A 24440-nucleotide genomic window follows, 5' to 3' on the forward strand; every position below is an offset into this window, starting at 1 on the left:
GATTGAGCCTAGGCTAGGCTTGATGATTCCACCCACTACCACAAGGGAGCTTTCCATGACTCAATTGCGCCGTGTAGCGATCATTGGCGGTAACCGCATTCCTTTCGCCCGTTCCAATGGCCCCTACGCCACGGCGAGTAACCAGGCGATGCTGACCGCCGCGCTGGAGGGCCTGATCGAGCGCTACAACCTGCACGGCCTGCGCATGGGCGAGGTGGCCGCCGGCGCGGTGCTCAAGCATTCCCGTGATTTCAACCTGACGCGTGAATGCGTGCTCGGCTCGCGCCTGTCACCGCAAACCCCTGCGTACGACATCCAGCAAGCCTGCGGCACGGGGCTTGAGGCGGCGCTGCTGGTGGCCAATAAAATTGCCCTGGGCCAGATCGAATGCGGCATTGCCGGCGGGGTGGACACCACCTCGGACGCGCCGATTGGTGTGGATGAAGGGCTGCGCAAGTTGCTGCTCAAAGCCAACCGCAGTAAATCCATGGCGGACAAATTAAAGGTTCTGTTACAACTTCGTCCCCAGCACCTCAAGCCGGAGCTGCCGCGCAACGGCGAACCGCGCACGGGTTTGTCCATGGGCCAGCACTGCGAGCTGATGGCCCAGACTTGGCAGATCCCCCGCGCCGAGCAGGACCAACTGGCGTTGGAGAGCCATCAGAAGATGGCGGCGGCCTACGCCGAAGGCTGGCACAACGATTTGCTTACGCCCTTTCTCGGCCTCACCCGCGACAACAACCTGCGCCCCGACCTGACCCTGGAAAAACTCGCCAGCCTCAAGCCGGCCTTCGAGCGCAGCGAAAAGGGCACGCTCACCGCGGGCAACTCCACACCGCTGACCGATGGTGCCTCTCTGGTGCTGCTGGGCAGCGAGGCGTGGGCCAAGGAGCGTGGGCTACCAATCCTGGCTTACCTGCGTGATGGCGAAGCAGCGGCGGTGGATTTTGTCCACGGCGCCGAGGGCCTGTTGATGGCGCCGGTTTATGCGGTGCCACGCTTGCTGGCGCGCAACGGCCTCACCTTGCAGGACTTTGATTACTATGAAATCCACGAAGCCTTCGCCGCCCAAGTGCTGTGCACGCTCAAGGCTTGGGAAGACGCCGACTATTGCAAGACCCGCCTGTGCCTGGACGCACCGCTGGGGTCGATCGACCGCAGCCGGCTCAACGTCAAGGGCAGTTCCCTGGCGGCGGGCCATCCGTTTGCCGCCACCGGTGGGCGGATCGTCGCCAACTTGGCTAAATTGTTGGATGCGGCGGGCAAGGGCCGTGGGCTGATTTCCATTTGTGCCGCCGGTGGTCAAGGCGTGACGGCGATAATCGAACGCTGATTGCCGATAAAATTGGCCCATTGAATGCATTCCCAAGGGGTCAGAGGTCAGTAGCCTCTCCCCCCGGCGAGCCGATTGCCGTATAACGAGTTCCACACGCGTGTTTGGTAATACAGGACCCACAATAAAAGCTGATGAAGACTCCTAAACGCATTGAACCCCTGATCGAAGACGGTCTGGTCGACGAAGTGCTGCGCCCTCTGATGAGTGGTAAAGAAGCAGCTGTTTATGTGGTGCGCTGCGGCAATGAATTGCGTTGCGCCAAGGTTTACAAGGAGGCGAATAAACGAAGTTTTCGTCAGGCATCCGAATACCAGGAAGGCCGTAAGGTCCGTAACAGCCGCCAGGCGCGAGCCATGGCCAAGGGCTCCAAGTTCGGCAAGAAAGAAACCGAAGATGCCTGGCAGAACGCTGAAGTGGCGGCGCTGTTCCGCCTGGCCGGTGCGGGCGTTCGCGTGCCCAAGCCGTACGACTTTCTTGAAGGCGTGCTGTTGATGGAACTGGTGGCCGACGAATACGGCGATGCGGCGCCGCGTCTGAATGACGTCGTGCTGGACCCGGACCAGGCGCGCGAATACCACGCCTTCCTGATCTCCCAGATCGTGCTGATGCTGTGCACCGGCCTGGTGCACGGTGACCTGTCCGAGTTCAACGTACTGCTCACGCCTACGGGCCCGGTGATCATCGACCTGCCCCAGGCGGTGGATGCGGCGGGCAACAACCACGCCTTCAACATGCTGGAGCGCGACGTCGGCAACATGGCTTCCTACTTCGGGCGTTTTGCCCCGGAGTTGAAGAAGACCAAGTACGCCAAGGAAATGTGGGCGCTGTATGAAGCCGGCACCTTGCACCCGGCCAGTGTGTTGACCGGTGAGTTCGACGAACCGGAAGAACTGGCGGATGTGGGCGGTGTGATCCGCGAAATCGAAGCGGCGCGGCTGGACGAAGAGCGTCGCCAGGCGATTCGCGCAGCGGATGATGCGCCACCGAGCAAAGTACCGGACGAGCCACCGCCACCGCCTTGGATGCAGTAACTTACAACGGCGCTGATCGTTCCCACGCTCTGCGTGGGAATGCATCCCTGGACGCTCTGCGTCCTAAAGCGTGACGCGGAGCGTCGAAAGCGGCATTCCCACGCGGAGCGTGGGAACGATCATTGTGCTGTCTGTCAGGCGCAGCAGTTACCCGCTGCTAATTCCTTGAGGATCGGGCAATCGGGCCGATGATCGCCCTGGCAGTGCTCCATCAGGTCCTGCAAGGTATCGCGCAGTTGCCCCAGCTCGCGAATCTTGTGATTGAGCTCGTCGATGTGCTGGCGCGCCAAGGCTTTTACGTCGGCGCTGGCTCGCTGGCGGTCTTCCCACAGGGTCAGCAACTTGCCGACTTCTTCCAGTGAAAACCCCAGGTCCCGCGAGCGCTTGATGAACGTCAGGGTGTGCAGGTCATCGTGGCCGTACACGCGGTAGCCGCTGTCGGTGCGGTGGGCGGTTTTCAGCAGGCCAATGGATTCGTAGTAGCGAATCATCTTCGCGCTTAGCCCGCTGGTGCGGGCGGCTTGGCCGATGTTCATGGGCGTTGATCCTCCAAGTCCTTGGGTTTCCAGGTTTTCAACAACAGGGCGTTACTCACCACGCTGACGCTGGATAAGGCCATGGCGGCGCCAGCCAGTACCGGGTTGAGCAGGCCGAAGGCGGCCAGGGGAATGCCGATCAAGTTATACACAAAGGCCCAGAACAGATTCTGTCGAATTTTCGCGTAGGTCTTGCGGCTGATCTCCAGGGCGGCCGGCACCAGGCGCGGGTCGCCACGCATCAAGGTAATGCCGGCGGCGTGCATGGCTACGTCGGTGCCGCCGCCCATGGCGATGCCGATATCGGCAGCGGCCAGGGCGGGCGCATCGTTGATACCGTCGCCGACCATGGCCACCACGCCGGTTTTTTTCAGCTCGGCCACGGCAGCGGCTTTATAGGCAGGCAGTACTTCGGCATGCACATCGTCGATGCCCAAGGCCTCGGCCACCACCCGTGCGCTGCCGTGGTTATCGCCGGTGATCAAGTGGCTGCTGATGTGCTGCGCCTTGAGTTGCTGCACGGCCTGCAACGCGCCGGGCTTGAGCGTGTCGCCAAAGGCAAACAGCCCCAGCACGCGGGGTTGCGCGCCTTGCTCGATCAGCCAGGACAAGGTGCGGCCTTCGGCTTCCCATTCCTTGGCACGCGGGCCTAAATCGCCTGCGTCCAGGCCGGTCTCTTCCAGCAAGCGGCGATTGCCCAGCGCCAATGGACGACCGTCGAGCGTACCTGCAATGCCGCGCCCGGTCAGGGATTGGCTGGCGCTCACATCGGCCACGTCCAAGCCTCGTTCGCGGCAAGCATCCAGCACTGCCTTGGCCAGTGGGTGCTCACTGCCGCGTTGCAAGGCGCCGGCCTGTTGCAACAACAGGGCTTCGTTGCCATCCACGGCCGCCAAGTGGGCAATGTTGGGCGCGCCGGAGGTGAGGGTGCCGGTTTTGTCGAACACCACGGCGCTCACGGCATGGGCGCGCTCCAGGGCTTCGGCGTCCTTGATCAGGATGCCGTGGCGTGCGGCGACGCCGGTGCCAGCCATGATCGCGGTCGGCGTGGCCAGGCCCAAGGCACAAGGGCAGGCGATCACCAATACGGCGACCGCATTGATGATGGCGGTTTCCAGGGAGGCACTGTACAGCCACCAGCCCACCACGGTGATCAGCGCCAATACCAGCACGGCCGGCACGAACACCTGGCTGACTTTATCCACCAGTTTCTGGATCGGCGCCTTGGCGGCCTGGGCGTCTTCGACCAGGCGGATGATGCGCGCCAGCACGCTTTCCGCGCCCAAGGCCAGGGTGCGCACCAGCAAACGGCCTTCACCGTTGATGGCGCCACCGGTGACCGCGTCGCCGGGCTGTTTCGGCACTGGCAGGCTTTCGCCGCTGATCAGCGCCTCATCGGCATGGCTCTGGCCTTCTACCACCTCACCGTCCACCGGGAAGCGTTCGCCGGGTTTGACCAGCACCAGGTCACCGTGCTTCAAGGCACTGATGGCGACGTCTTCTTCGCGGCCGTCCTGCACGCGGATCGCCCGTTCCGGACGCAAGGCTTCAAGGGCGCGGATGGCGCTGGCGGTCTGGCGCTTGGCGCGGCTTTCCAGGTATTTGCCCAGCAGCACCAGGGCGATCACCACCGCCGAGGCTTCGAAGTACAGGTGCGGCGTCACGCCTGGGGCGGCGGTGAGCCATTCATAGATACTCAGGCCGTAGCCGGCGCTGGTGCCGATCGCCACCAGCAGGTCCATATTGCCGGCGCCGGCGCGCACGGCTTTCCAGGCGGCGACATAGAAGCGCGCACCCAGGATGAATTGCACTGGCGTGGCCAGGGCAAACTGTATCCAGGCGGGGAGCATCCAGTGCAGGCCGAAGGGTTCTACCAGCATCGGCAGCACCAAGGGCAACGCCAGCAGAATGCCCGCCACCAGCGACCAGCGCTCGCGGCGCAGACGCCGGGCCTGATCGGCGTCGGTGGCGGTTTCGCTTTGGGGCAGGGTGGCGGTGTAGCCGGCCTTGTCGACGGCGGCGATCAGCACGCTGGGGTCCATCTGGCCCTGTACTTCGATGTGCGCGCGTTCATTGGCCAGGTTGACGCTGACACGTTGCACGCCCGGCACCTTGCCCAGCGCGCGCTCGACCCGCCCGGCACAGCTGGCACAGGTCATGCCGCCGATGGGCAGGTCAAAGGTGGTGGATCCATTCATGGGGCAGTCCTCCAAGAGAAGTTGCCACTAGGATCAACCTTAACCTGTGGGGAAGGTCAAGCCCGATCGTTCCCACGCTCTGCGATCGTCCCCACGCTCTGCGTGGGAATGCAGCCCGTGACGCTCCGCGTCACCCTGGCGTTGAAGTAGTGCCTTGTACCCGGAACGCGGAGCGTCCGATGAGGCGTTCCCACGCAGAGCGTGGGAACGATCGTGGGGTTACTCAGTATTCCAATGCCGCAGCTTTGAGGTACATGCCGTCCGGGCCCAGGGCAATGCGCAATTTGCGTACATCACCGGCTTTCAAAGTGATGTTCTGCGCGGCAGGTGCGAGCATGCCCGGCTGACAGCCTGGCGCTTGGCCCGGCAAAAGCTTCAGGCGCAGCGACGTATCGCCGGGGGGAAGATTGAATGAAGTGGCCTGTTCCTGGAACAGACGCCCGGCGAGTTGGTCCTGGATATACAGGCCGATCTCGCAGTAGGTCGGCACTTCCAGGCGTTCGCGGGAAATAATCAGCACTGCATAATCTTCAGCAGCGAGGGCCTGGGGCGCAGCGGCAGGCAAGCTCATCAGGCCGGCAAGGGCAAAAAACAACCAGCGCATGGCGAATGCTCCGTGGTTCACAGCTAGGAAGGTTGAAGCTTGGCCGACGTCGCCGCCGAATACCAGCCCGGCAGAAATACTGAGAACTTGACCTTGCCATCATGGCAAGCTCGACACTGGGCTCAACCTCATCAAAGGAGTCATGTCATGCAAATATTCAGCGTTGAAGGAATGACCTGCGGCCATTGTGTTAAAGCGGTGACCCAGGCGGTACAGAGCCAGGATCCGGCGGCGAGTGTGGAAGTCGATTTGAAGGCCAAAGAAGTGCGGGTGGCAAGCGGTCTGTCCTCGGACAAAGTGATCGACCTGATTACCGAGGAAGGCTACAGCGCCAAGCTGGCGTGATTTTTCTGATCGTTAGCCACCTAACGTAATGTTCATGGCACCCAAGCGCGGCTAGACTGTTGAGCTGCCGACTCACTTGGGTGTCTGATGAACCTTCGCATAATCCTGATTCTGGGCGCCTTGAGCGCCTTCGCGCCGTTGGCGATCGATTTTTACCTGCCGGGCTTTCCGGCAATGGCCACGGCCTTCGCCACTGACGAAAAACATATCCAGCTGACCCTGGCCGTGTATTTCGCCGGCCTGGCCATTGGTCAATTGATCTACGGGCCGTTGGCCGACCGCTTTGGCCGGCGTGTGCCGCTGCTCAGCGGCGTCACCCTGTTTACCCTCGCGTCTTTCGCTTGTGCGTATGCGCCGTCCCTGGAATGGCTGATTGGCGCGCGCTTCGTGCAGGCCCTTGGCGGGTGTGCGGGCATGGTGATTTCCCGGGCGGTGGTCAGTGACAAATGCGATGCCGTGGGCTCGGCCAAGGTGTATTCGCAACTGATGCTGGTGACCGGCCTGGCCCCGATCCTGGCGCCATTGGCCGGTGGCCTGATGGTCGGCGTGTGGGGCTGGCAGTCGATTTTCCTGGCGTTGTCGTTGTTCAGCGTGATGGCGGCCATCGCGGTGGCGGTCGGGTTGCCGGAAACCTTCCCTGCCGATCAGCCGCGCCAGCCGTTGTCGGGCTCGTTGCGCCGCTACGGCTCGCTACTGTCAGACCGGGTGTACCTGGGTTATGCCTTGACCGGCGGCATCTCGATTGCCGGGATGTTTGCCTACATCGCCGGCTCCCCCTTCGTGTTTATCAAGCTCTATGGCGTGCCGGCCGAGCATTACGGCTGGTTGTTCGGCTCCAACGCCGCGGGCTTTATCCTGGTGGCGCAACTGAACGCACGCTTGCTGGCCAAGCGCGGCCCGGCGTTTTTGCTGTCGCGCACTGTGTGGGTGTACGTGGCGGCGGCGTTGACGCTGTTGGGGATTGCCGCGTTGCGTACCGAGGCGCTATGGCCGTTGTTGGTGCCGCTGTTTATCTGTATCGCCAGCCTGGGCTGTATTTTGCCGAATACCTCGGCCTGTGCCATGAGCGGGCAGGGCGCTCGGGCCGGCAGCGCGTCGGCGTTGCTCGGTTGCATTCAGTTCGGTGTGGCGGCAGGCGCGGCGTCGTTGGTCGGCGTGTTGCACGACGGCACGGCGATGCCGATGGCCATGGTCATCAGCCTATGCGGTGTGCTGGCGGTGACCATTGCCATGGCGACTCAGCGCCTGCAACGGGCAAGGGCCGTACAGGCGCAGGTCTGAAGTTGGTCTCAGCCAGCGGAACGTTGCTGGTTGAGAGGGAAGCGATGGGGCGCCTGGATCCGGGCTTGCAGCGTGTCGGCAAAAGCGCGGGCCTCGGCCTCACTGCGAAAGTTGATGGCCTCGCCGTCGAGACGAACTTGCCATTGGCTGCCTGGGGATTTTGCTAACGCTTTTATCAGGATTTTCATTGCTGACTTCCTCACGTAAAAGAATCGTGGCAAAGGCGGCCAATATAAACCTGAACGGGCTCATAAAGATGACAAGGATCAACTCTCGGACTAATGGTGTAGTCCATTACCTACGTAGATAACGGACGACGCTGACAGCCGTTTTTTCAGAACCCTTCCAGCACGATCTTGCCCTTGGCCTTGCCGCTTTCCAGCAGGGCGTGGGCGCGGCGCAGGTTCGCCGCATTGATCACGCCGAAGTGCTCGCCTACCGTGGTTTTCAGGATGCCGGCGTCGATCAGTTCGGCCACGCGGTTGAGCAGGTTGTGCTGCTCGATCATGTCTGGCGTCTCGAACATCGAACGGGTGTACATGAACTCCCAGTGCAGCGACAGGCTCTTGCGCTTGAGCTTGCTCACATCCAGGGCCTTGGGATCGTCGATCAACGCCAGCTTGCCTTGGGGTTGCAGCGCTTCGACCAGTTGGTCCAGGTGATGCTCGGTCTGGGTCAGGCTGGCAACGTGGGTGACATGCCCGTGCCCGGCCTGTTTCAACGCTTCGCTCAGCGGCTGGCTGTGGTCGATCACCAGGTGTGCGCCCAGGGCCTTGGCCCATGCCTGGGTCTCGGGGCGTGAGGCGGTGCCGATGACCTTCAGCGCCGTGAGCTGGTTAGCCAGTTGAGTCAGGATCGACCCCACACCACCGGCAGCGCCGACGATCAGCAGGCTCTGGCCTTGATCGTCTTTGCCTTCAGCCACCTGCAAACGTTCGAACAACAGCTCCCACGCGGTGATGGCGGTCAGCGGCAATGCGGCCGCTTCGGCAAACCCCAGGCTCTTGGGCATATGGCCGACGATGCGTTCATCCACGGTGTGCAGTTCGCTGTTGCCGCCTGGGCGTACCAGGGAACCGGCGTAGTACACCTTGTCGCCGGCCTTGAACAACGTCACGTCACTGCCGACCGCCTTGACCACACCCGCCACGTCCCAACCCAGCACTTTGGCGGCGCCATTTTCCGGGGCGACGTTCTGGCGCACTTTGGTGTCCACCGGGTTGACCGAGATGGCTTTGACTTCCACCAACAGGTCACGGGGGCCGGCCTCGGGGGCTGGTAGTTCGATGTCTTGCAGGGATTTTGGATCGTTGATCGGCAGTGAGGCGTAGTAGGCGATGGCTTTCATGATGACTCCAAGTGAATACGGTCAAGGTAGGAGCGAGCTTGCTCGCGAAAAGCGTTAACGATGACGCGGTGTTTCTGGTTTAACGCGTCGGTCTTTAGGTTTTCGCGAGCAAGCTCGTTCCTACAGAAAAAAGGCGGGATCAGGCGAGAAATTTCAGGCGCTTGAGTTCGAAGTGTTCGATCACATCGGCGGCCTTGGCGCGAAAGCTCTGGATATGCGCGCTCTGGTCGTGGTCGGCCAGCGCCGCGTCATCGCTCCAGCGCTCGAGCATGTAGAAGGTCTCGGGGTGTTGCAGGTCCTGGTGCAGGTCGTACTGCTCGCAACCGGCTTCCAGGCGGGTCGGTTCCAGCAGGCCGCGCAGCAGGGTTTCCAGGGTGGCGTGCTGGCCGGGTTTGGCGATCAGCGTGGCGATGACATTAAAAGCGGTGGACATAGTCGACTCCTGGCACGGGCTAACGGGATGGGCAGATGATTGGCTATTTCCCACGCCGATAAAAGCGGCTAAAACAGCAGGCTGTTTCAACCAAATATTGATAATGGACAGGAATGCATGCTGCGTTTTGATGATTTACAGTTGTTTGTGCGGGCGGCGGACTTGGGCAGCCTGTCGGCCGCGGCGCGGGTCATGGACCTGTCGCCGGCGGTGGCCAGCGCCGCGCTCAAGCGGATCGAACAGCAACTGGGTACGCGCTTGCTGGCACGTTCCACCCGCAGCCTGCGCCTGACGGCCGAAGGCGAGGGCTTCCTGGAGTATGCGCGGGCGTCACTGAGCGCGCTGGATGAAGGGCGGCGCCTATTGGCCAGTGGCCAGGATCACGTCAGTGGTGTGCTGCAATTGTCCGCACCCTCGGATTTTGGTCGCAACCAACTGTTGCCGTGGCTGGATGCGTTCCAGCAGGAGCATCCGCAACTGAACGTGCGCCTGTTGCTTGGTGATCGCATCGCCGACCTGTTCCGCCAGCCCGTGGACATTGCCCTGCGCTACGGCGAACCCGAAGACTCCAGCCTGATTGCGCTGCCCATCGCCCCGGACAATATTCGCGTGCTCTGCGCTGCGCCCAGTTACCTCGCCCGGCATGGCGAGCCGCGGCATCTGGAACAATTGGCCCAGCACAATTGCCTGCTGTACATGCTCGGCAGCCGCGTCCACGACCACTGGGGTTTTTACGATGGCAAGCGCCACGTAAGCCTGACGGTCAGCGGCGATCGCTTCAGCGATGACGCTGATGTGGTGCGCCGCTGGGCGGTGGCGGGCATGGGCATCGCCTACAAGTCGTGGCTGGATGTGAGCACCGATGTGTTGGCCGGGCGCTTGCGTTTGATCCTGCCGGAACTGCAGGGCGAGCGCACCCCGCTCAACTTGCTGTGCGCCCACCGTGCGCAATTGAGTAAACCCATCAATCTGCTGCGGGACATGCTCGTGTCCCGTTGTGCGACATTGACCGCGCAGCGACCGGGGTGAATGGGTTCTCGGCAATAGCCTGCGCCACGCTCGGAAGTTTCACTCATATCCTGTCCTGATCTGCATTGTCAGACGCCGCGGAGCCTATGGCCTGCGCACCTATACTTGGGCGTCAACCGCAGCAGAAAAAATGGTTTAACAGGGAGTGAATACATGGGAGCAGCACCTTGCATCAGTCAGATCGCCAGCTTGCTCGCCGAGCCTAAACGCACGGCCATGCTCTGGGCCTTGATGGACGGTTCGGCGAAGTCTTCAGAAGAACTGGCGGCTCTGGCCGAGTTGTCGCCAGCGTCAGCCAATGCGCATTTGGCGCGGCTGACCGGCAGCGGCCTGTTGCGGATCGAAGCGCGGCGGGGCCAGCGCCTGTTTCGGGTAGCGGCCGCCGATGTCAGTGCCGCCATCGATGCGTTGGCCAGCACCACCATGGCCAGCGCGGCCCGCAGCACTCCGGATGTGTTGCCGCCGGCGCTGCGGGCACCGCCGTTGCTGCGCCGCGCCCGCTGGTGCCACGGCCACCTCGGCGGCGAGCTGGCGGCGCAGCTGTATCAACGGATGCTGGAGGCCGGATGGATCGAGCGCCATGAGCCGCGTACCGAAGTGACGCCCAAGGGTGTGCAGGCGTTGGCGGAACTGGGCATTTTCACTCAGGCACTGGCAACGCCGCTGGCCTGCGACTGCTTCGACTGGAGCCAGCAACAACCCCACCTGGGCGGTGCGTTGGGGGCGGGCTTGATGCAGCTGTTTTTGCAGGCGAACTGGATCAGCGTGATCAACGAATCTCGGGCCTTGTCTGTCACTGATGTAGGGCTTGAGCACATAACCCGCATCGCCAAACTGTAGGAGCGAGCGTGCTCGCGAAAAACGTGAGTGCGCCGTTTTATGCAGATGCCCCGCGTTATCGTTAACGATCTTCGCGAGCGAGCTCGCTCCTACAGGAGTTGGCGTCGTTCTCAGGTGTTGTCAGGTCGCATCCAGCAATAGCCGGCGCAAACGATGTCGCACACTCGTAAGGGGGATTTTTCATACGAGGGGTGCAGCATGGGTAGGCAGGGTTATAGCGCGGCGGAACGCCTGGAACGGTTGCCCATCAGCGGTTACCACCGAATCATTTTCATCATCATCGCCCTGGCGTTTTTTTTCGACTCCATGGACCTGGCGATGATGACCTTCCTGTTGGGCTCGATCAAAACCGAGTTTGGCCTGAGCACGGCCCAGGCCGGGTTGCTGGCCAGTTCGAGTTTTTTCGGCATGGTAGTGGGCGCTTCGCTGTCCGGGATGCTTGCTGATCGCTTTGGGCGTAAACCGGTGTTCCAGTGGAGCATCGTACTCTGGGGCCTGGCGAGCTACCTGTGTTCCACGGCGCAGACAGTGGACACGCTGACGTTGTTTCGGATTTTGCTGGGCATTGGCATGGGCATGGAGTTTCCCATTGCCCAGTCGATGCTGTCGGAGCTGATACCGGCCAAGCGACGTGGACGTTACATCGCCTTGATGGATGGTTTCTGGCCATTGGGTTTTGTGGCGGCGGGCGTGTTGTCTTACTTCTTGTTGCCGGTGATTGGCTGGCGCGACATCTTCCTGGTGTTGGCGATACCGGCGGTGTTTGTGCTGGCCATCCGTTTCTTTATCCCGGAGTCGCCGCGTTGGCTGGAACAGGCGGGGCGCCATGAGGCGGCGGACAAGGTCTTGCTGGGCATCGAGCAGAAAGTGCGCGATTCCCTGGGCCGCGCCGACTTGCCGGAGCCGATTGCCCTGCCACGGATCGAGAGTGCGCCGGGGACGTTTTTCTCCGCGTTCCAGCAACTGTGGTCGGCGCAGTACCGCCAACGCACGATGATGATCTGGAGTGTGTGGTTCTTCGCCCTGCTTGGGTTCTACGGGCTGACGTCGTGGTTGAGTGCGTTGTTGCAGCAATCGGGTTTTGCCGTGACCCAGTCGGTGTATTACACGGTGATCATTTCCCTGGGCGGGATCCCAGGCTTTTTGATGGCCGCGTGGTTGGTCGAACGCTGGGGGCGCAAGCCCGTGTGTGTAGTCACCTTATTGGGCGGCGGGGTGATGGCGTTTCTTTATGGGCAGAGCGCAGTGTTTGGCGGCAACGTGGGCCTGCTGATTACTTCGGGATTATTGATGCAGTTCTTCCTGTTTGGCATGTGGGCGGTGCTGTACACCTACACGCCGGAGTTGTATCCCACCTCGGCACGTGCGACCGGCTCGGGGTTTGCGTCGGCGATTGGGCGGGTTGGCTCGTTGCTGGGGCCGTTGGTGACCGGGTTGGTGTTCCCGATAACCGGGCAGGGCGGGGTATTTGCCTTGGGCGCGCTGTGCTTTGCGGTGGCGGCGCTGGTGGTGTGGCTGTTTGGGATGGAGACCAAGGGCAAGACCCTGGAAGAACTCACACAGGCTTGAAGCTGATGGGGTCAATGTGGGAGCCGGGCTTGCCCGCGATAGCGGTAGGTCAGGTAATAAGAGGCTGGCTGATACACCGCTATCGCAGGCAAGCCAGCTCCCACAGTTTGAGTCCAGGTCTATTCAGTTATGGCTTCACGAGCCGCGCATCCAGGCTGTTCTGTGCCAGGCGTTTGGCCTGGTCCTGGGTCATGCCCAGGCTGGTGTGCAGCGCATGGAAGTTCTCGGTGACGTAACCGCCGAAGTACGCCGGGTCATCCGAGTTCACTGTAACCTTCACGCCACGTTCGAGCATGTCGAGGATGTTGTGCTGGGCCATGTCGTCGAACACGCAGAGCTTGGTGTTGGACAGCGGGCACACGGTCAACGGGATCTGCTCGTCGATGATGCGCTGCATCAAGCGCTCATCTTCGATGGCGCGCACGCCATGGTCGATGCGCTGGATTTTCAGCAGGTCGATGGCTTCCCAGATGTACTCGGGCGGGCCTTCTTCACCGGCGTGGGCCACGGTCAAAAAGCCTTCGTGACGGGCACGGTCGAACACGCGCTGGAACTTGCTCGGTGGGTGGCCCATTTCCGAACTGTCCAGGCCCACGGCCACGAACGCGTCACGGAACGGCAGCGCCTGGTCGAGGGTTTTCTGCGCTTCGTCTTCGCTCAGGTGGCGCAGGAAACTGAGGATCAAACCGCTGGTGATGCCCAGTTGCTGCTCGCCGTCTTTGAGTGCAGCGGCGATGCCGTTGAGCACCACTTCGAACGGCACGCCACGGTCGGTGTGGGTTTGCGGGTCGAAGAAGGGTTCGGTGTGGATCACGTTCTGGGCTTTGCAGCGCAGCAGGTAGGCCCAGGTCAGGTCGTAGAAGTCCTGGGATGTGCGCAGTACATCGGCGCCCTTGTAATACAGGTCGAGAAACTCTTGCAGGTTGTTGAAGGCGTAGGCCTTGCGCAGGGTTTCGACGTCGTTCCATGGCAGCGCAATCTTGTTGCGCTCGGCCAGGGCGAACAGCAGCTCAGGCTCCAGCGAGCCTTCCAGGTGCAGGTGCAATTCAGCCTTGGGCAGGGCGTTGAGCCAATCGTACATTTTTAAAATCTCATCAGGTGCAATGGCGGCATTCTACAGGCCATGGCTGAAATAATCGGCAAAACCTGACCAGCAGGAGAGTATTTCTGTCACTCACGCAAGGGCGGCCTGAACTAAGGTGTAACGAAACGTTAGCGGCTCGGCGCAGTCTGTACCCCATCAAAGACTGATTTGTTGTACGAAAAGGCCCGGAATGCTCACATCCCTCAAGCAAGAAAAATTCATGCTGCTGGCGCTGATTGCCGCCATCGCCGCCTACCCGCTGGAACACTGGATGCTCCACAGCGGCCAACTGGTTGCGCTGCTGGCCGGCTTTGCGCTGATCGCGTTTATCGTGATGGCATCGATGCGCGTGGCCCATCACGCCGAGCAGTTGGCGGAAAAAGTCGGCGACCCCTACGGCACCATGATCCTGACCCTCGCCGCCGTATTGGTGGAAGTGGTGATCCTGGCGATCATGATGAGCAACGAGCCATCCCCCACTTTGGTGCGCGACACCATTTACTCGGCGGTGATGCTGGATATCAACGGCATCCTCGGCCTGGCTGCGCTGATGGGCGGTATCAAGCATGGCGAACAGTCCTACAACGATGACTCGGCGCGCACCTACAGCGTGATGATCCTTACCGCCATGGGTGTGTCGATGGTGGTGCCGGAATTTATCCCCGAAGCCGACTGGAAAATTTACTCGGCCTTCACCATTGGCGCGATGGTGGTGCTTTACACCTTGTTTTTGCGCATGCAGGTGGGGCCGCACAGTTATTTCTTCAGCTACAGCTACCCGGAAAAACGCCGCAAGAAACAGCCCGAAGACGAGCACGCGCCGTCTGTCAGCCTGACGTTTTCCATTGCGACCCTGGTGTTTGGGGTGATCGTGATTGGCGCGTTGGCCGAGGTGATGTCCAAGACCCTCGACCTGGGCCTGGAAGGCACAGGCGCACCGCCGGTGATTACCGCGATTGTGGTGGCGGCTATTTCGGCCGCGCCGGAAATCCTCACGGCACTGCGCGCCGCGTTGGCCAACCGCATGCAGTCGGTGGTCAACATCGCGCTGGGGGCTTCGTTGTCTACGGTGATTCTGACGGTGCCGGTGATGGAAGCCATGGCGCTCTATACCGGGCAGCCGTTCCAGATGGCGATGACGCCGGTGCAAACGGTGATGGTGTTTATCACCCTGATCGTCAGCGCGATCAACCTCAACGATGGTGAAACCAATGCGATAGAAGGGATGACGCATTTTGTGTTGTTTGCGACTTTTATCATGCTGTCGCTGTTGGGGCTTTAACCCGATTTGAAAGGTGCCGCAGTTCCAAGGTGGGAGCGGGCTTGCTCGCTCCCACATTTTTGATTGGTGCCTGGCTTAGGTTCCCGCGATCAACTGGCGCGCTGCCTGGCTGTGATCGGCGATCAAGCCCTTGAGGTCCAGGCCTTCGACTTGGCCGTCGATCACCCGCCACTTGCCACCAATCATCACCCGGTCTGCCCGATCCGCGCCGCACAGCAGCAGCGCGGAAATGGGGTCATGGCTGCCGGAGAAGCGCAGTTCATCGAGCTTGAACAGTGCCAGATCCGCCTGTTTGCCGACGGCCAACTCGCCAATGTCCGTGCGCCCCAGCAACTGTGCCGAGCCCTTGGTGGCCCAGCCCAATACGCCTTCGGGGGTGATCTTTTCCGCGCCATAACGCAGGCGCTGAATGTACAGGGCCTGACGCGCTTCAAGGATCATGTTCGAAGCGTCGTTGGAGGCCGAGCCGTCCACACCCAAGCCGATGGGGGCGCCGGCGGCAAGCAGGTCCAGGGTAGGGCAGATGCCGGAGGCCAGGCGCATATTCGAGCTTGGGCAATGGCAGATGCCGGTGCCGGCGGCGCCCAGGCGCTCGATTTCGTCCGGGTTGAAGTGAATGCCGTGGGCCAGCCAGGTGCGGGGGCCAAGCCAGCCGACGCTGTCGAGGTAATCCACGGTACGCAGCCCGAAGCGTTGCAGGCAGAAATCTTCCTCATCGAGGGTTTCCGCCAAGTGGGTGTGCAGGCGCACGTCCAACTGGTTGGCCAGCTCGGCACTGGCTTGCATGATTTCGGGGGTGACGGAAAACGGCGAGCACGGCGCCAGGGCGATCTGGATCTGCGCGCCGTCACCGCGCTGGTGATATTCGCGGATCAGGCGCTGGCTGTCGTCGAGGATCACTTGGCCTTGCTGCACGGTTTGCTGCGGCGGCAGGCCGCCATCGGCTTCGCCCAGGCTCATGGAACCGCGGGTGAGCATGGCGCGCATGCCCAGTTCGCGCACGGTCTCGACCTGCACATCAATGGCGTTTTCCAAACCATCGGGGAACAGGTAGTGGTGATCGGCCGCCGTGGTGCAGCCCGAGAGCAGCAGTTCAGCCAAGGCGACTTTGCTGGCCAGGGCGAGTTTTTCCGGCGTGAGCCGCGCCCATACCGGGTACAGGGTTTTCAGCCAGGGAAACAGCGGCTGGTTGACCACCGGGCCCCAGGCGCGGGTCAGGGTTTGATAGAAGTGGTGGTGTGTATTGATCAGCCCAGGCAGCACCACATGCTCGCGGGCATCGAACACCTGCGCGCAGGGTTGTGCAGGCGCTTGCCCTTGGGCCAGCACTTCGGTGATGACACCGTCTTGCAGCACCAGGCCGCCACGGGCATCGAGGCCATTGGCAGTGAAAATCGCGAGGGGGTTTTTTAACCAGATACGGGTCGCAGGCATTGGCCGGCTCCTCTGAATGATGGGTTCAGGTTTGCCAGCTCAGTGTTGCCCTGTCTGCTGATCCAGGGTCGCCGGGAAGGGCGAGGTGGGCAGTTTACCTCTGTGGGAGCGAGCTTGCTCGCGAAAATCGTCAACGATGACGCGGGCAGTCTGGTTTAACGCGTTGCCTGGGCGTTCTTCGCGAGCAAGCTCGCTCCTACAGTTTGGGGATTACCAGGCGATGGTGTCGCCTTTGTAGTCGACGAAGTGGTGGCCGCCTTTGCCGGTGTAGGCATTTACCTGGTCCACCAGGCCGCGCACGCTGGTCTCGACGTCGATGTGGGCGTTTTCGCCGCCCATGTCGGTCTTCACCCAGCCCGGATGCAGCGACAGCACCGTCGGCTTGGGCTCGCCCAGTTGCGTGATAAAGCTATTGGTCATCGAATTGAGCGCGGCTTTGCTGGCCTTGTACAGCGCCAGGTCCGAGCCGTCGGGAATGGTCACGCTGCCCAGTACCGAACTCATGAAGGCCAGCACGCCGGTGTCTTTGCGGATCTGCCCGACAAAACGCTGGGCCAGGTTGATCGGCGCCACGGCGTTGGTGAAGAACAACTGGCCGACTTCCGCCAGGGTCGCGTGGCCGGGTTCCTGGTTGGCCGGGCCCTTGACGCCGGCGTTGACGAACAGCAGGTCGAAGGTACGATCTTTCAGGCGTTGGGCCAGGGCGATCACGGCTTGCTGATCGTCCATATCCAACTTCTCGATCTGCACCGGCCCCACGGCTTTCAGGGCATCGGCCTTGTTCGGGTCGCGCACGGTCGCGGTCACGTCCCAGCCGTCCTGGAGCAGTTGCTTGACCAGGCCAAGGCCCAGCCCGCGCGAGGCGCCGATGATCAGTGCGGTTTTTGGCGTAGACATGAAAGGCTTCCTTTGAAATCGCGGTTCAGGGAGTTCAGCGCATAACAGTAGCAGTTTCAGCGTTCGAGCAGGATGCGCCCACGGCTCAGGTCGGCGAGCTGGGTTTGCAGGGTGTCGATGTGCGCCTCCCCCAGGGCGAGCTGCAGCTCTACGCCGTTGGCGGTGAAGGTTTCTTCCACCACAAGCCCGCCGAGTTCAGCGACACGCAGCTTCACCAGGTTCAGTTCAGAGAACCCGCAGGCGCAACGCAGGGGGACGCGGCTGATCAGCTCGATGCGTTCGGCATTCTGCAGGCATTTATTGGCCCCGCCGCCATAGGCCCGGGCCAATCCACCCGTGCCCAGTTGAATGCCGCCGTACCAGCGGATCACCAAGACGGTCACCTGATCAAAGCCCTGGGCCTCGATGGCCGCAAGAATCGGGCGCCCGGCGGTGCCTCCGGGTTCGCCGTCATCGCTGCTGCGGTATTGATCGCCCAGCTTCCAGGCCCAGCAGTTGTGCGTGGCGTTGAGGTCGCTGTGCTGCTCGAAAAACGCCTGGGCGTCTTGCGGGCTGGTAATCGGCGCCGCCAAGGTGATAAAGCGACTTTTGCGTATTTCTTCACGAAACTCGCAAAAGCCGGTGAGCGTAAAAGACATAAATTGCTTCGTTTATAGGGCTGGCTTGATGCCGCAGCCTTTGAGAATGATATGGATCAGGTTGGTGCCAGCATCTTCCATGTCCTGCTTGGTCAGCTTGGTGCGACCGGTAACACGGCAGATCTGGGTGGCGAAGTCAGCGTAGTGCTGGGTGCTGCCCCACAGCAGGAAGATCAGGTGCACGGGGTCGACGGGGTCCATTTTGCCAGCGTCGATCCAGGCCTGGAACACCGCGGCACGGCCACTGAACCAGGCCCGATAGTCCTGGCCGAAATATTCAGTGAGGCATTGGCCGCCGCTGATGATCTCCATGGCGAAGATCCGCGAGGCCTGGGGCTGGCGGCGCGAGAATTCCATCTTGGTGCGGATGTAACGAGCGAGCGCCACGGCCGGGTCATCTTCGGCGGTCAGCGCGTTGAAGGTGCTGTCCCACAGTTCGAGGATATTGCTCAGCACCGCGACGTACAGGCCCAGCTTGTTGGTGAAATAGTAGTGCAAGTTGGCCTTGGGCAGCCCGGCACTGGCAGCGATGGTGTTCATGCTGGTGCCTTTGTAGCCATGACGCGCGAATTCATCTTCAGCAGCCTGGAGAATCGCTTGTTCGTTCTTTTGCCGAATGCGGCTGGCGGGTTTACCGGCGTGGTTGCTGTGGGCAGGAACTTCGAGGCTCATGGAGGTTTCCGTGCTGATCGATAGAGACGACGTGTGCACAGATAACCCACCCTCAAGCCTCAGACAAGTCCTGATGCAATAAAACCGTCAAAGCGGTTCCAGGCTGTCGCGTTCCGGGTTGTGGTTTGCGGCGGCGGTACTTGCCTTGGCCTCCGGCAGTAACAGGCACAACACAATGGCGGTGATGCCGCCGCTGGTGATGGCGGAGTCGAACAGGTTCTGCACCAGAGTCGGCATCAGGTGCAGCAGGTTGGGTTGCGCGGCGATACCCAGGCCAACGCCGAACGAGGTGGCGATGATCAGCATGCTGCGTCGGTCCAGCGGCGCCTGGGCGAGGATGCGCACGCCTGCCGCGGCCACGCTGCCGAACATCACGAGGGTGGCGCCGCCCAGTACCGGCTTGGGGATCTGCTGCAGTACAGCGCCGATCAGCGGAAACAGGCCCAGACAGAACAGCAACACGCCGATGTATAAACCGACATAACGGCTGGCCACGCCGGTGAGTTGGATCACGCCATTGTTCTGGGCAAACGTGGTGTTGGGGAAGGCGCTGAAAGTGGCGGCGATCATGCAGCTCACCCCATCGCCGAGCACGCCGCCCTTGAGCCGGCTTATATAAGAAGGGCCGCTGATGGGCTGGCGGGCAATCATGCAATTGGCGGTGAGATCGCCGACGGTTTCGATGCTGCTGATCAGATAAATCAACGCAATCGGCAGGAAGGCGCTCCAGTCGAAGTTGAAACCAAAGCGGAATGGTGTAGGCAGGCTGACCAATGGCAAGTCAGGCAACGCCTGGGGAATCAGTTTGCCGCTGAACCACGCCGCCAGGCTGCCCAGGGCCAGGCCGATGATGATGGCCGACAAACGTACCCAGGGCGTGTTCGAGCGGTTGAGCAGGATGATCGTCAGTACCACGAACAGGCCCAGCGCCAGGTTGGCGGGGGCGCCGAAGTCCGGTGCATTGAAACCGCCGCCGAGGTCGGTGATGCCCACTTTGATCAGGCTGATGCCGATCAGCGTAATCACAATGCCGGTCACCAGCGGTGTGATCACGCGGCGCAGCTGGCCGATAAAGCGGCTCAATACGATCTGCACTGCCGCGCCGAAGAAGCACACGCCGAAGATCATCGCCAGAATGTCTTCCGGGCTGCCACCGCGTTGCTTGACCAGAAAGCCTGCTGACAACACCGCGCCGAGAAACGCAAAGCTGGTGCCTTGCAGGCAGATCATACCGGCACCGATGCCAAACGGCCTGCGTGCCTGGATAAAGGTGCCTACGCCGGAAACCATCAACGCCATGCTGATCAGGTAGGGCAGGTGAGCGGTGAGGCCGAGGGTGGAGCCAATAATCAGCGGCGGCGTAATGATGCCGACGAACGCCGCCAGTACATGTTGCAGCGCCGCGAGGAGAGCGGGCAGTGGTTTCGGCCGGTCGTTGAGGCCGTAGATCAGGTCGCTGGGGCTGGAGGATTCTGGAGGCATGGCGGGTTAACTCAAGGCGGACGGTTCAAGGTCCTTGAGCCCTTGCAAAAAGCTGTCCAGGTGCTCAGCTTTTTGTGTAGCGCCCGATTTAGCGGGTGGCGGCCAGGCTTTCGAGGAAACTTTCCAGCACCAAATGAGGGCGACGGCCCTTGCGCGTGACCGATGCCAGGCTCAAATCGTAAAAACGTGTAGCCGGTTTTAGCGCACGCAGTCGGCCTTGTTGTACCCACAGGCTGGCGTAATGATCGGGCAAGTAGCCGATATAGCGCCCGGTGAGAATCAGGAACGCCATGCCTTCACGGTCTGAGGCGCTGGCGGTGCAGTTGAGCGCCTGGTAATGGGCCTGGATCTCCGCGGGCAAGCGGAAGGTGGGGGCGATGGCGTCCTGGCTGTCAATGCGTTCGTCGTCGAGTTGCTTGTTGTCGGCGTAAAACAGCGGGTGGCCGACCGCGCAATAGAGCAAGGAGCGTTCGCTGTACAGCGGCTGGTATTCCAGGCCCGACAGTGCGCTGGCCTGGGGCACCACACCGACGTGCAGGCGACCGTCGAGTACGCCTTGCTCCACTTCATTGGGGGCGATCATGCGGATCTGGATCTGCACGTCCGGGCCGCGTTCCTTCAGCTGCGCCAATGCGTGGGTGATGCGCATATGGGGCAGGGTCACCAGGTTGTCGGTGAGGCCAATGATCAACTCTCCGCGCAAATGTTGGTGCAGGCCGTTGACTTCGGTGCGAAAACTTTCCAGGGCACTCAGCAGTTGCAGGGCAGATTGATAAACCTCGCGGCCTTCTTCTGTCAGAGAGAACCCGGCGCGGCCGCGTTGGCAGAGCCTCAGCCCGAGCCGTTGTTCAAGGTCGCTCATCTGCTGGCTGATGGCCGAGCGCCCGATGCCAAGGACGGTTTCCGCTGCCGAGAAGCCGCCGCACTCCACCACGCTGCGAAAGATGCGCAGCAGGCGAATATCGAAGTCACTGACTTGTGCCAAAGGGTCGGGACGACGGCTGCTCATAGTTTAGTGAAGTCCTGACTGAAGGTTAGAAGAGTTGGATTTCACCGACTTTATCCCCGTGGCAATTTAGCTGCAACAACGCTTTTTCAATCCCGACGCTGCCTTTTGCCCTGCGAGGTTTTGCTGATGAACATGCCCGAAAACGCCCCATCGTCCCTGGCCAGCCAATTGAAGCTGGATGCGCACTGGATGCCTTACACCGCCAACCGCAACTTCCAGCGTGATCCTCGCCTGATCGTGGCCGCTGAAGGTAGCTGGTTGACCGATGACAAGGGGCGCAAGGTCTATGATTCGTTGTCGGGCCTGTGGACCTGTGGCGCCGGGCATACGCGCAAGGAAATCCAGGAAGCGGTCGCCAAGCAATTGGGCACCTTGGACTACTCCCCAGGCTTTCAGTACGGTCATCCGTTGTCCTTCCAGTTGGCGGAAAAGATCACCGACCTGACCCCAGGCAACCTCAATCATGTGTTCTTTACCGATTCGGGCTCTGAATGCGCCGATACAGCGGTGAAAATGGTGCGGGCCTACTGGCGCCTGAAAGGCCAGGCCACCAAGACCAAGATGATTGGTCGCGCCCGGGGTTACCACGGCGTGAACATCGCCGGTACCAGCCTGGGCGGTGTGAACGGTAACCGTAAGCTGTTTGGCCAGGCGATGATGGATGTTGACCATCTGCCTCACACCTTGCTGGCCAGCAATGCCTTCTCCCGGGGTATGCCGGAGCAGGGTGGTATTGCCTTGGCCGATGAGTTGCTCAAGCTGATCGAGCTGCATGACGCGTCGAACATCGCCGCCGTGTTTGTCGAGCCGATGGCCGGTTCCGCTGGCGTATTGGTGCCACCTCAGGGTTATCTCAAGCGCCTGCGCGAAATTTGCGACCAGCACAATATCCTGTTGGTGTTTGACGAAGTGATCACCGGCTTTGGCCGCACCGGCTCGATGTTCGGTGCCGACAGCTTCGGCGTGACCCCGGACCTGATGTGCATCGCCAAGCAAGTCACCAACGGCGCTATCCCGATGGGCGCGGTGATTGCCAGCAGCGAGATCTACCAGACCTTCATGAACCAGGCGACGCCGGAATACGCCGTGGAATTCCCCCACGGCTACACCTACTCGGCGCACCCGGTGGCTTGCGCGGCGGGATTGGCGGCATTGGACCTGTTGCAGAAAGAAAACCTGGTGCAGAGCGTGGCTGAAGTCGCGCCGCACTTTGAGAATGCGCTGCACGGTTTGAAAGGCAGCAAGAATGTGATCGACATTCGCAACTACGGCCTGGCCGGTGCGATCCAGATTGCCCCGCGCGATGGGGATGCCATCGTGCGCCCATTCGAGGCCGGCATGGCGTTGTGGAAGGCCGGTTTCTATGTGCGTTTTGGCGGTGACACCCTGCAGTTCGGCCCAACCTTCAACAGCAAGCCGCAGGACCTGGACCGTCTGTTTGACGCGGTCGGCGAAGTGCTGAACAAGATCGACTGATTTCTCCTTCTATATAGAACAATTTTTCAGGAGCCCTGCATGAGCCTTATCCAGCATTTGATCAACGGTGAACTGGTCAACGACAGCGGTCGTAGTGCCGACGTCTATAACCCGTCTACCGGCCAGGTGATTCACCAGGTGCCGTTGGCCAGTCGTGAAACCATTCAACAGGCGATTGATTCGGCCAAGGCTGCGTTTCCGGCCTGGCGCAATACGCCGCCAGCCAAGCGTGCCCAAGTGATGTTCCGTTTCAAGCAATTGCTGGAGCAGAACGAAGCACGGATCTCGCAGTTGATCAGCGAAGAACATGGCAAGACCTTGGAAGACGCAGCGGGTGAGCTCAAGCGTGGGATCGAGAACGTGGAATACGCGTGCTCGGCACCGGAGATTCTCAAGGGTGAATACAGCCGCAACGTAGGGCCGAACATCGATGCGTGGTCGGACTTCCAGCCGTTGGGCGTGGTGGCGGGTATCACCCCGTTCAACTTCCCGGCGATGGTGCCGTTGTGGATGTACCCGCTGGCGATCGTCTGCGGTAACTGTTTCATCCTTAAACCTTCAGAGCGCGACCCGAGTTCGACGTTGTTGATCGCGCAGCTGTTGCAGGAAGCCGGGCTGCCTAAAGGCGTGCTCAGTGTGGTGCATGGCGACAAGGGCGCGGTGGATGCGCTGATCGAAGCGCCGGAAGTCAAAGCCTTGAGTTTTGTAGGCTCTACGCCGATTGCCGAGTACATCTATTCCGAAGCGACCAAACGTGGCAAGCGTGTGCAGGCGCTGGGCGGGGCGAAGAATCACGCGGTGCTGATGCCGGATGCAGACCTGGATAACGCGGTGAGTGCCCTGATGGGCGCAGCTTATGGTTCCTGCGGTGAGCGTTGCATGGCGATCTCGGTGGCGGTGTGCGTGGGCGATCAGGTGGCGGATGCGTTGATCGCCAAGCTGGTGCCGCAGGTCAAGGCGTTGAAGATTGGTGCGGGCACTTCTTGCGGGCTGGATATGGGCCCGTTGGTGACGGGGCAGGCGCGGGATAAAGTCAGTGGTTATATAGAAGACGGTGTGTCGGCGGGTGCCGAGTTGGTGGTTGATGGCCGTGGCTTGAGTGTTGCCGGGCATGAGCAAGGATTCTTCCTTGGCGGTAGCTTGTTTGACCGCGTCACCCCGCAGATGCGTATCTATAAAGAAGAGATCTTTGGGCCGGTGCTATGCGTAGTGCGGGTGGATAGCCTGGAAGCGGCGATGCAGCTGATCAACGAGCATGAATACGGCAACGGTACTTGCATCTTCACCCGTGACGGTGAAGCGGCGCGTCTGTTCTGTGATGAGATTGAAGTCGGCATGGTGGGCGTTAACGTGCCGCTGCCAGTGCCGGTTGCGTATCACAGCTTTGGCGGGTGGAAACGTTCGCTGTTTGGCGATTTGCATGCCTATGGTCCGGACGGGGTGCGTTTCTATACCCGTCGCAAGGCGATCACCCAGCGTTGGCCGCAACGGGCCAGCCATGAAGCGTCGCAATTCGCCTTTCCTAGTCTGTAAGGCTCGGTAGGTAGAAGGCCGGCCCCTTGGGGCCGGCCTTTGCGTCATTGGGGCTTTTTTGACCTATATGACAGAAATGTGAAAAAGAAGGTTGACGGCAGATTCTGGAAGCCTATAATTCGCCCCACTTCCGGCGCAGTCGAAACGGAAAACTCCTTGGTAAACAATGAGTTACGCGGTTCTCGACAGCAAGTTGCTTCAGTTCATCGAAGCCAAAAGGAAGTTGAAAAAGAGGTGTTGACAGCAGCGTGTAACGCTGTAGAATTCGCCTCCCGCTTACGAGAGATCGCAAGCGCAAGTGGTTGAAGTTGTTGAAGAAATCTTCGAAAACTTCTGAAAATAACCACTTGACAGCAAATGAGGCTGCTGTAGAATGCGCGCCT

At 61.0% G+C, this 24440-nt stretch carries 24 protein-coding genes; 10 read left to right on the plus strand and 14 right to left on the minus strand.

Annotated elements, in window-relative coordinates:
• Positions 1-55 precede the first annotated feature (55 nt).
• Positions 56-1333 (plus strand): acetyl-CoA C-acetyltransferase, encoded by a 1278-nt coding sequence (locus TX24_RS02670; RefSeq protein WP_057709653.1) that lies wholly within the window; start codon positions 56-58, stop codon positions 1331-1333.
• Between the two features lie 134 nt (positions 1334-1467).
• Positions 1468-2367, plus strand: coding sequence for a PA4780 family RIO1-like protein kinase (locus TX24_RS02675; RefSeq protein WP_003188241.1), 900 nt, complete (start codon positions 1468-1470; stop codon positions 2365-2367).
• A gap of 134 nt (positions 2368-2501) precedes the next feature.
• Here the strand turns inward: TX24_RS02675 and cueR are convergent, their stop codons facing one another.
• The 3 genes from cueR to TX24_RS02690 all read right to left on the minus strand — a co-directional run bounded on the left by cueR (position 2502) and on the right by TX24_RS02690 (position 5705).
• On the minus strand, positions 2502-2903 hold the full coding sequence (gene cueR, locus TX24_RS02680) for a Cu(I)-responsive transcriptional regulator (RefSeq protein WP_003188242.1): 402 nt from the start codon (positions 2901-2903) through the stop codon (positions 2502-2504).
• A complete protein-coding gene (locus tag TX24_RS02685; protein WP_057709654.1) occupies positions 2900-5101 on the minus strand; it encodes a heavy metal translocating P-type ATPase in 2202 nt (733 codons plus the stop codon). Before TX24_RS02685 ends, cueR begins: the two co-directional genes overlap by 4 nt.
• A 223-nt stretch (positions 5102-5324) precedes the next feature.
• Entirely contained in the window at positions 5325-5705 is a 381-nt protein-coding gene (locus TX24_RS02690; RefSeq protein WP_003188246.1) for a hypothetical protein, read from the minus strand.
• A 147-nt stretch (positions 5706-5852) separates the two neighbouring features.
• Between TX24_RS02690 and TX24_RS02695 the strand changes: the two genes are divergently transcribed.
• Together TX24_RS02695 and TX24_RS02700 are read left to right on the plus strand one after the other, a co-directional pair.
• The gene (locus TX24_RS02695) at positions 5853-6050 is read left to right on the plus strand and encodes a heavy-metal-associated domain-containing protein (RefSeq protein ID WP_003188247.1); all 198 of its coding nucleotides are present in this window, start codon (positions 5853-5855) and stop codon (positions 6048-6050) included.
• 87 nt (positions 6051-6137) lie between these two features.
• Complete coding sequence (locus TX24_RS02700) at positions 6138-7331, plus strand: multidrug effflux MFS transporter (protein ID WP_003188248.1); 1194 nt, start codon at positions 6138-6140, stop codon at positions 7329-7331.
• Positions 7332-7339: 8 nt separating this feature from the next.
• On the opposite strand, the gene TX24_RS02705 is transcribed toward TX24_RS02700, so the two are convergent.
• The 3 genes from TX24_RS02705 to TX24_RS02715 form a co-directional block, all read right to left on the minus strand.
• Complete coding sequence (locus TX24_RS02705) at positions 7340-7519, minus strand: hypothetical protein (protein ID WP_003188250.1); 180 nt, start codon at positions 7517-7519, stop codon at positions 7340-7342.
• Between the two features lie 146 nt (positions 7520-7665).
• On the minus strand, positions 7666-8679 hold the full coding sequence (locus TX24_RS02710; RefSeq protein WP_003188251.1) for a zinc-binding alcohol dehydrogenase family protein: 1014 nt from the start codon (positions 8677-8679) through the stop codon (positions 7666-7668).
• Between the two features lie 139 nt (positions 8680-8818).
• On the minus strand, positions 8819-9112 hold the full coding sequence (locus TX24_RS02715; protein ID WP_003188253.1) for a putative quinol monooxygenase: 294 nt from the start codon (positions 9110-9112) through the stop codon (positions 8819-8821).
• A 117-nt stretch (positions 9113-9229) separates the two neighbouring features.
• On the opposite strand from TX24_RS02715, the gene TX24_RS02720 reads away from it, so the two are divergent.
• The 3 genes from TX24_RS02720 to TX24_RS02730 all read left to right on the plus strand — a co-directional run bounded on the left by TX24_RS02720 (position 9230) and on the right by TX24_RS02730 (position 12550).
• The gene (locus TX24_RS02720; RefSeq protein ID WP_003188255.1) at positions 9230-10141 is read left to right on the plus strand and encodes a LysR family transcriptional regulator; all 912 of its coding nucleotides are present in this window, start codon (positions 9230-9232) and stop codon (positions 10139-10141) included.
• 153 nt (positions 10142-10294) lie between these two features.
• Complete coding sequence (locus TX24_RS02725) at positions 10295-10981, plus strand: ArsR/SmtB family transcription factor (protein ID WP_034134632.1); 687 nt, start codon at positions 10295-10297, stop codon at positions 10979-10981.
• Between the two features lie 198 nt (positions 10982-11179).
• Positions 11180-12550 (plus strand): MFS transporter, encoded by a 1371-nt coding sequence (locus tag TX24_RS02730; protein WP_057709655.1) that lies wholly within the window; start codon positions 11180-11182, stop codon positions 12548-12550.
• Positions 12551-12677: 127 nt separating this feature from the next.
• Here TX24_RS02730 and TX24_RS02735 read toward each other — a convergent pair whose 3' ends face one another.
• Positions 12678-13631, minus strand: coding sequence for an adenosine deaminase (locus TX24_RS02735; protein WP_014716772.1), 954 nt, complete (start codon positions 13629-13631; stop codon positions 12678-12680).
• A 193-nt stretch (positions 13632-13824) separates the two neighbouring features.
• On the opposite strand from TX24_RS02735, the gene TX24_RS02740 reads away from it, so the two are divergent.
• Positions 13825-14916 (plus strand): calcium:cation antiporter, encoded by a 1092-nt coding sequence (locus tag TX24_RS02740; RefSeq protein WP_003188263.1) that lies wholly within the window; start codon positions 13825-13827, stop codon positions 14914-14916.
• Positions 14917-14991: 75 nt separating this feature from the next.
• Here TX24_RS02740 and TX24_RS02745 read toward each other — a convergent pair whose 3' ends face one another.
• From TX24_RS02745 to TX24_RS02770, 6 genes are all read right to left on the minus strand, one after another.
• A complete protein-coding gene (locus TX24_RS02745; RefSeq protein ID WP_057709656.1) occupies positions 14992-16350 on the minus strand; it encodes an 8-oxoguanine deaminase in 1359 nt (452 codons plus the stop codon).
• A 210-nt stretch (positions 16351-16560) separates the two neighbouring features.
• Entirely contained in the window at positions 16561-17247 is a 687-nt protein-coding gene (locus TX24_RS02750) for an SDR family oxidoreductase (RefSeq protein WP_003188266.1), read from the minus strand.
• A gap of 56 nt (positions 17248-17303) precedes the next feature.
• Positions 17304-17885 carry an IMPACT family protein gene (locus TX24_RS02755; RefSeq protein ID WP_003188267.1) on the minus strand — a complete coding sequence of 194 codons (582 nt, stop codon included), beginning with the start codon at positions 17883-17885 and terminating at the stop codon, positions 17304-17306.
• A 12-nt stretch (positions 17886-17897) separates the two neighbouring features.
• Positions 17898-18557 carry a TetR/AcrR family transcriptional regulator gene (locus TX24_RS02760; protein ID WP_003188268.1) on the minus strand — a complete coding sequence of 220 codons (660 nt, stop codon included), beginning with the start codon at positions 18555-18557 and terminating at the stop codon, positions 17898-17900.
• A gap of 87 nt (positions 18558-18644) precedes the next feature.
• Complete coding sequence (locus TX24_RS02765; protein ID WP_003188269.1) at positions 18645-20039, minus strand: uracil-xanthine permease family protein; 1395 nt, start codon at positions 20037-20039, stop codon at positions 18645-18647.
• Positions 20040-20127: 88 nt separating this feature from the next.
• Entirely contained in the window at positions 20128-21048 is a 921-nt protein-coding gene (locus tag TX24_RS02770) for a LysR family transcriptional regulator (protein WP_003188270.1), read from the minus strand.
• Between the two features lie 126 nt (positions 21049-21174).
• Between TX24_RS02770 and aptA the strand changes: the two genes are divergently transcribed.
• Both aptA and TX24_RS02780 read left to right on the plus strand, forming a co-directional pair.
• Positions 21175-22524, plus strand: a complete 1350-nt coding sequence (gene aptA / locus TX24_RS02775) for an omega-aminotransferase AptA (RefSeq protein WP_003188272.1) — start codon at positions 21175-21177, stop codon at positions 22522-22524.
• A gap of 39 nt (positions 22525-22563) precedes the next feature.
• Entirely contained in the window at positions 22564-24057 is a 1494-nt protein-coding gene (locus tag TX24_RS02780) for a CoA-acylating methylmalonate-semialdehyde dehydrogenase (RefSeq protein ID WP_003188273.1), read from the plus strand.
• 112 nt (positions 24058-24169) lie between these two features.
• Here the strand turns inward: TX24_RS02780 and TX24_RS32265 are convergent.
• A partial coding sequence (locus TX24_RS32265) for a hypothetical protein (protein ID WP_208604730.1) occupies positions 24170-24440 on the minus strand: 271 nt, incomplete at its 5' end.

This window comes from Pseudomonas lactis, assembly GCF_001439845.1.
Taxonomy (GTDB): Bacteria; Pseudomonadota; Gammaproteobacteria; order Pseudomonadales; family Pseudomonadaceae; genus Aquipseudomonas; species Aquipseudomonas lactis.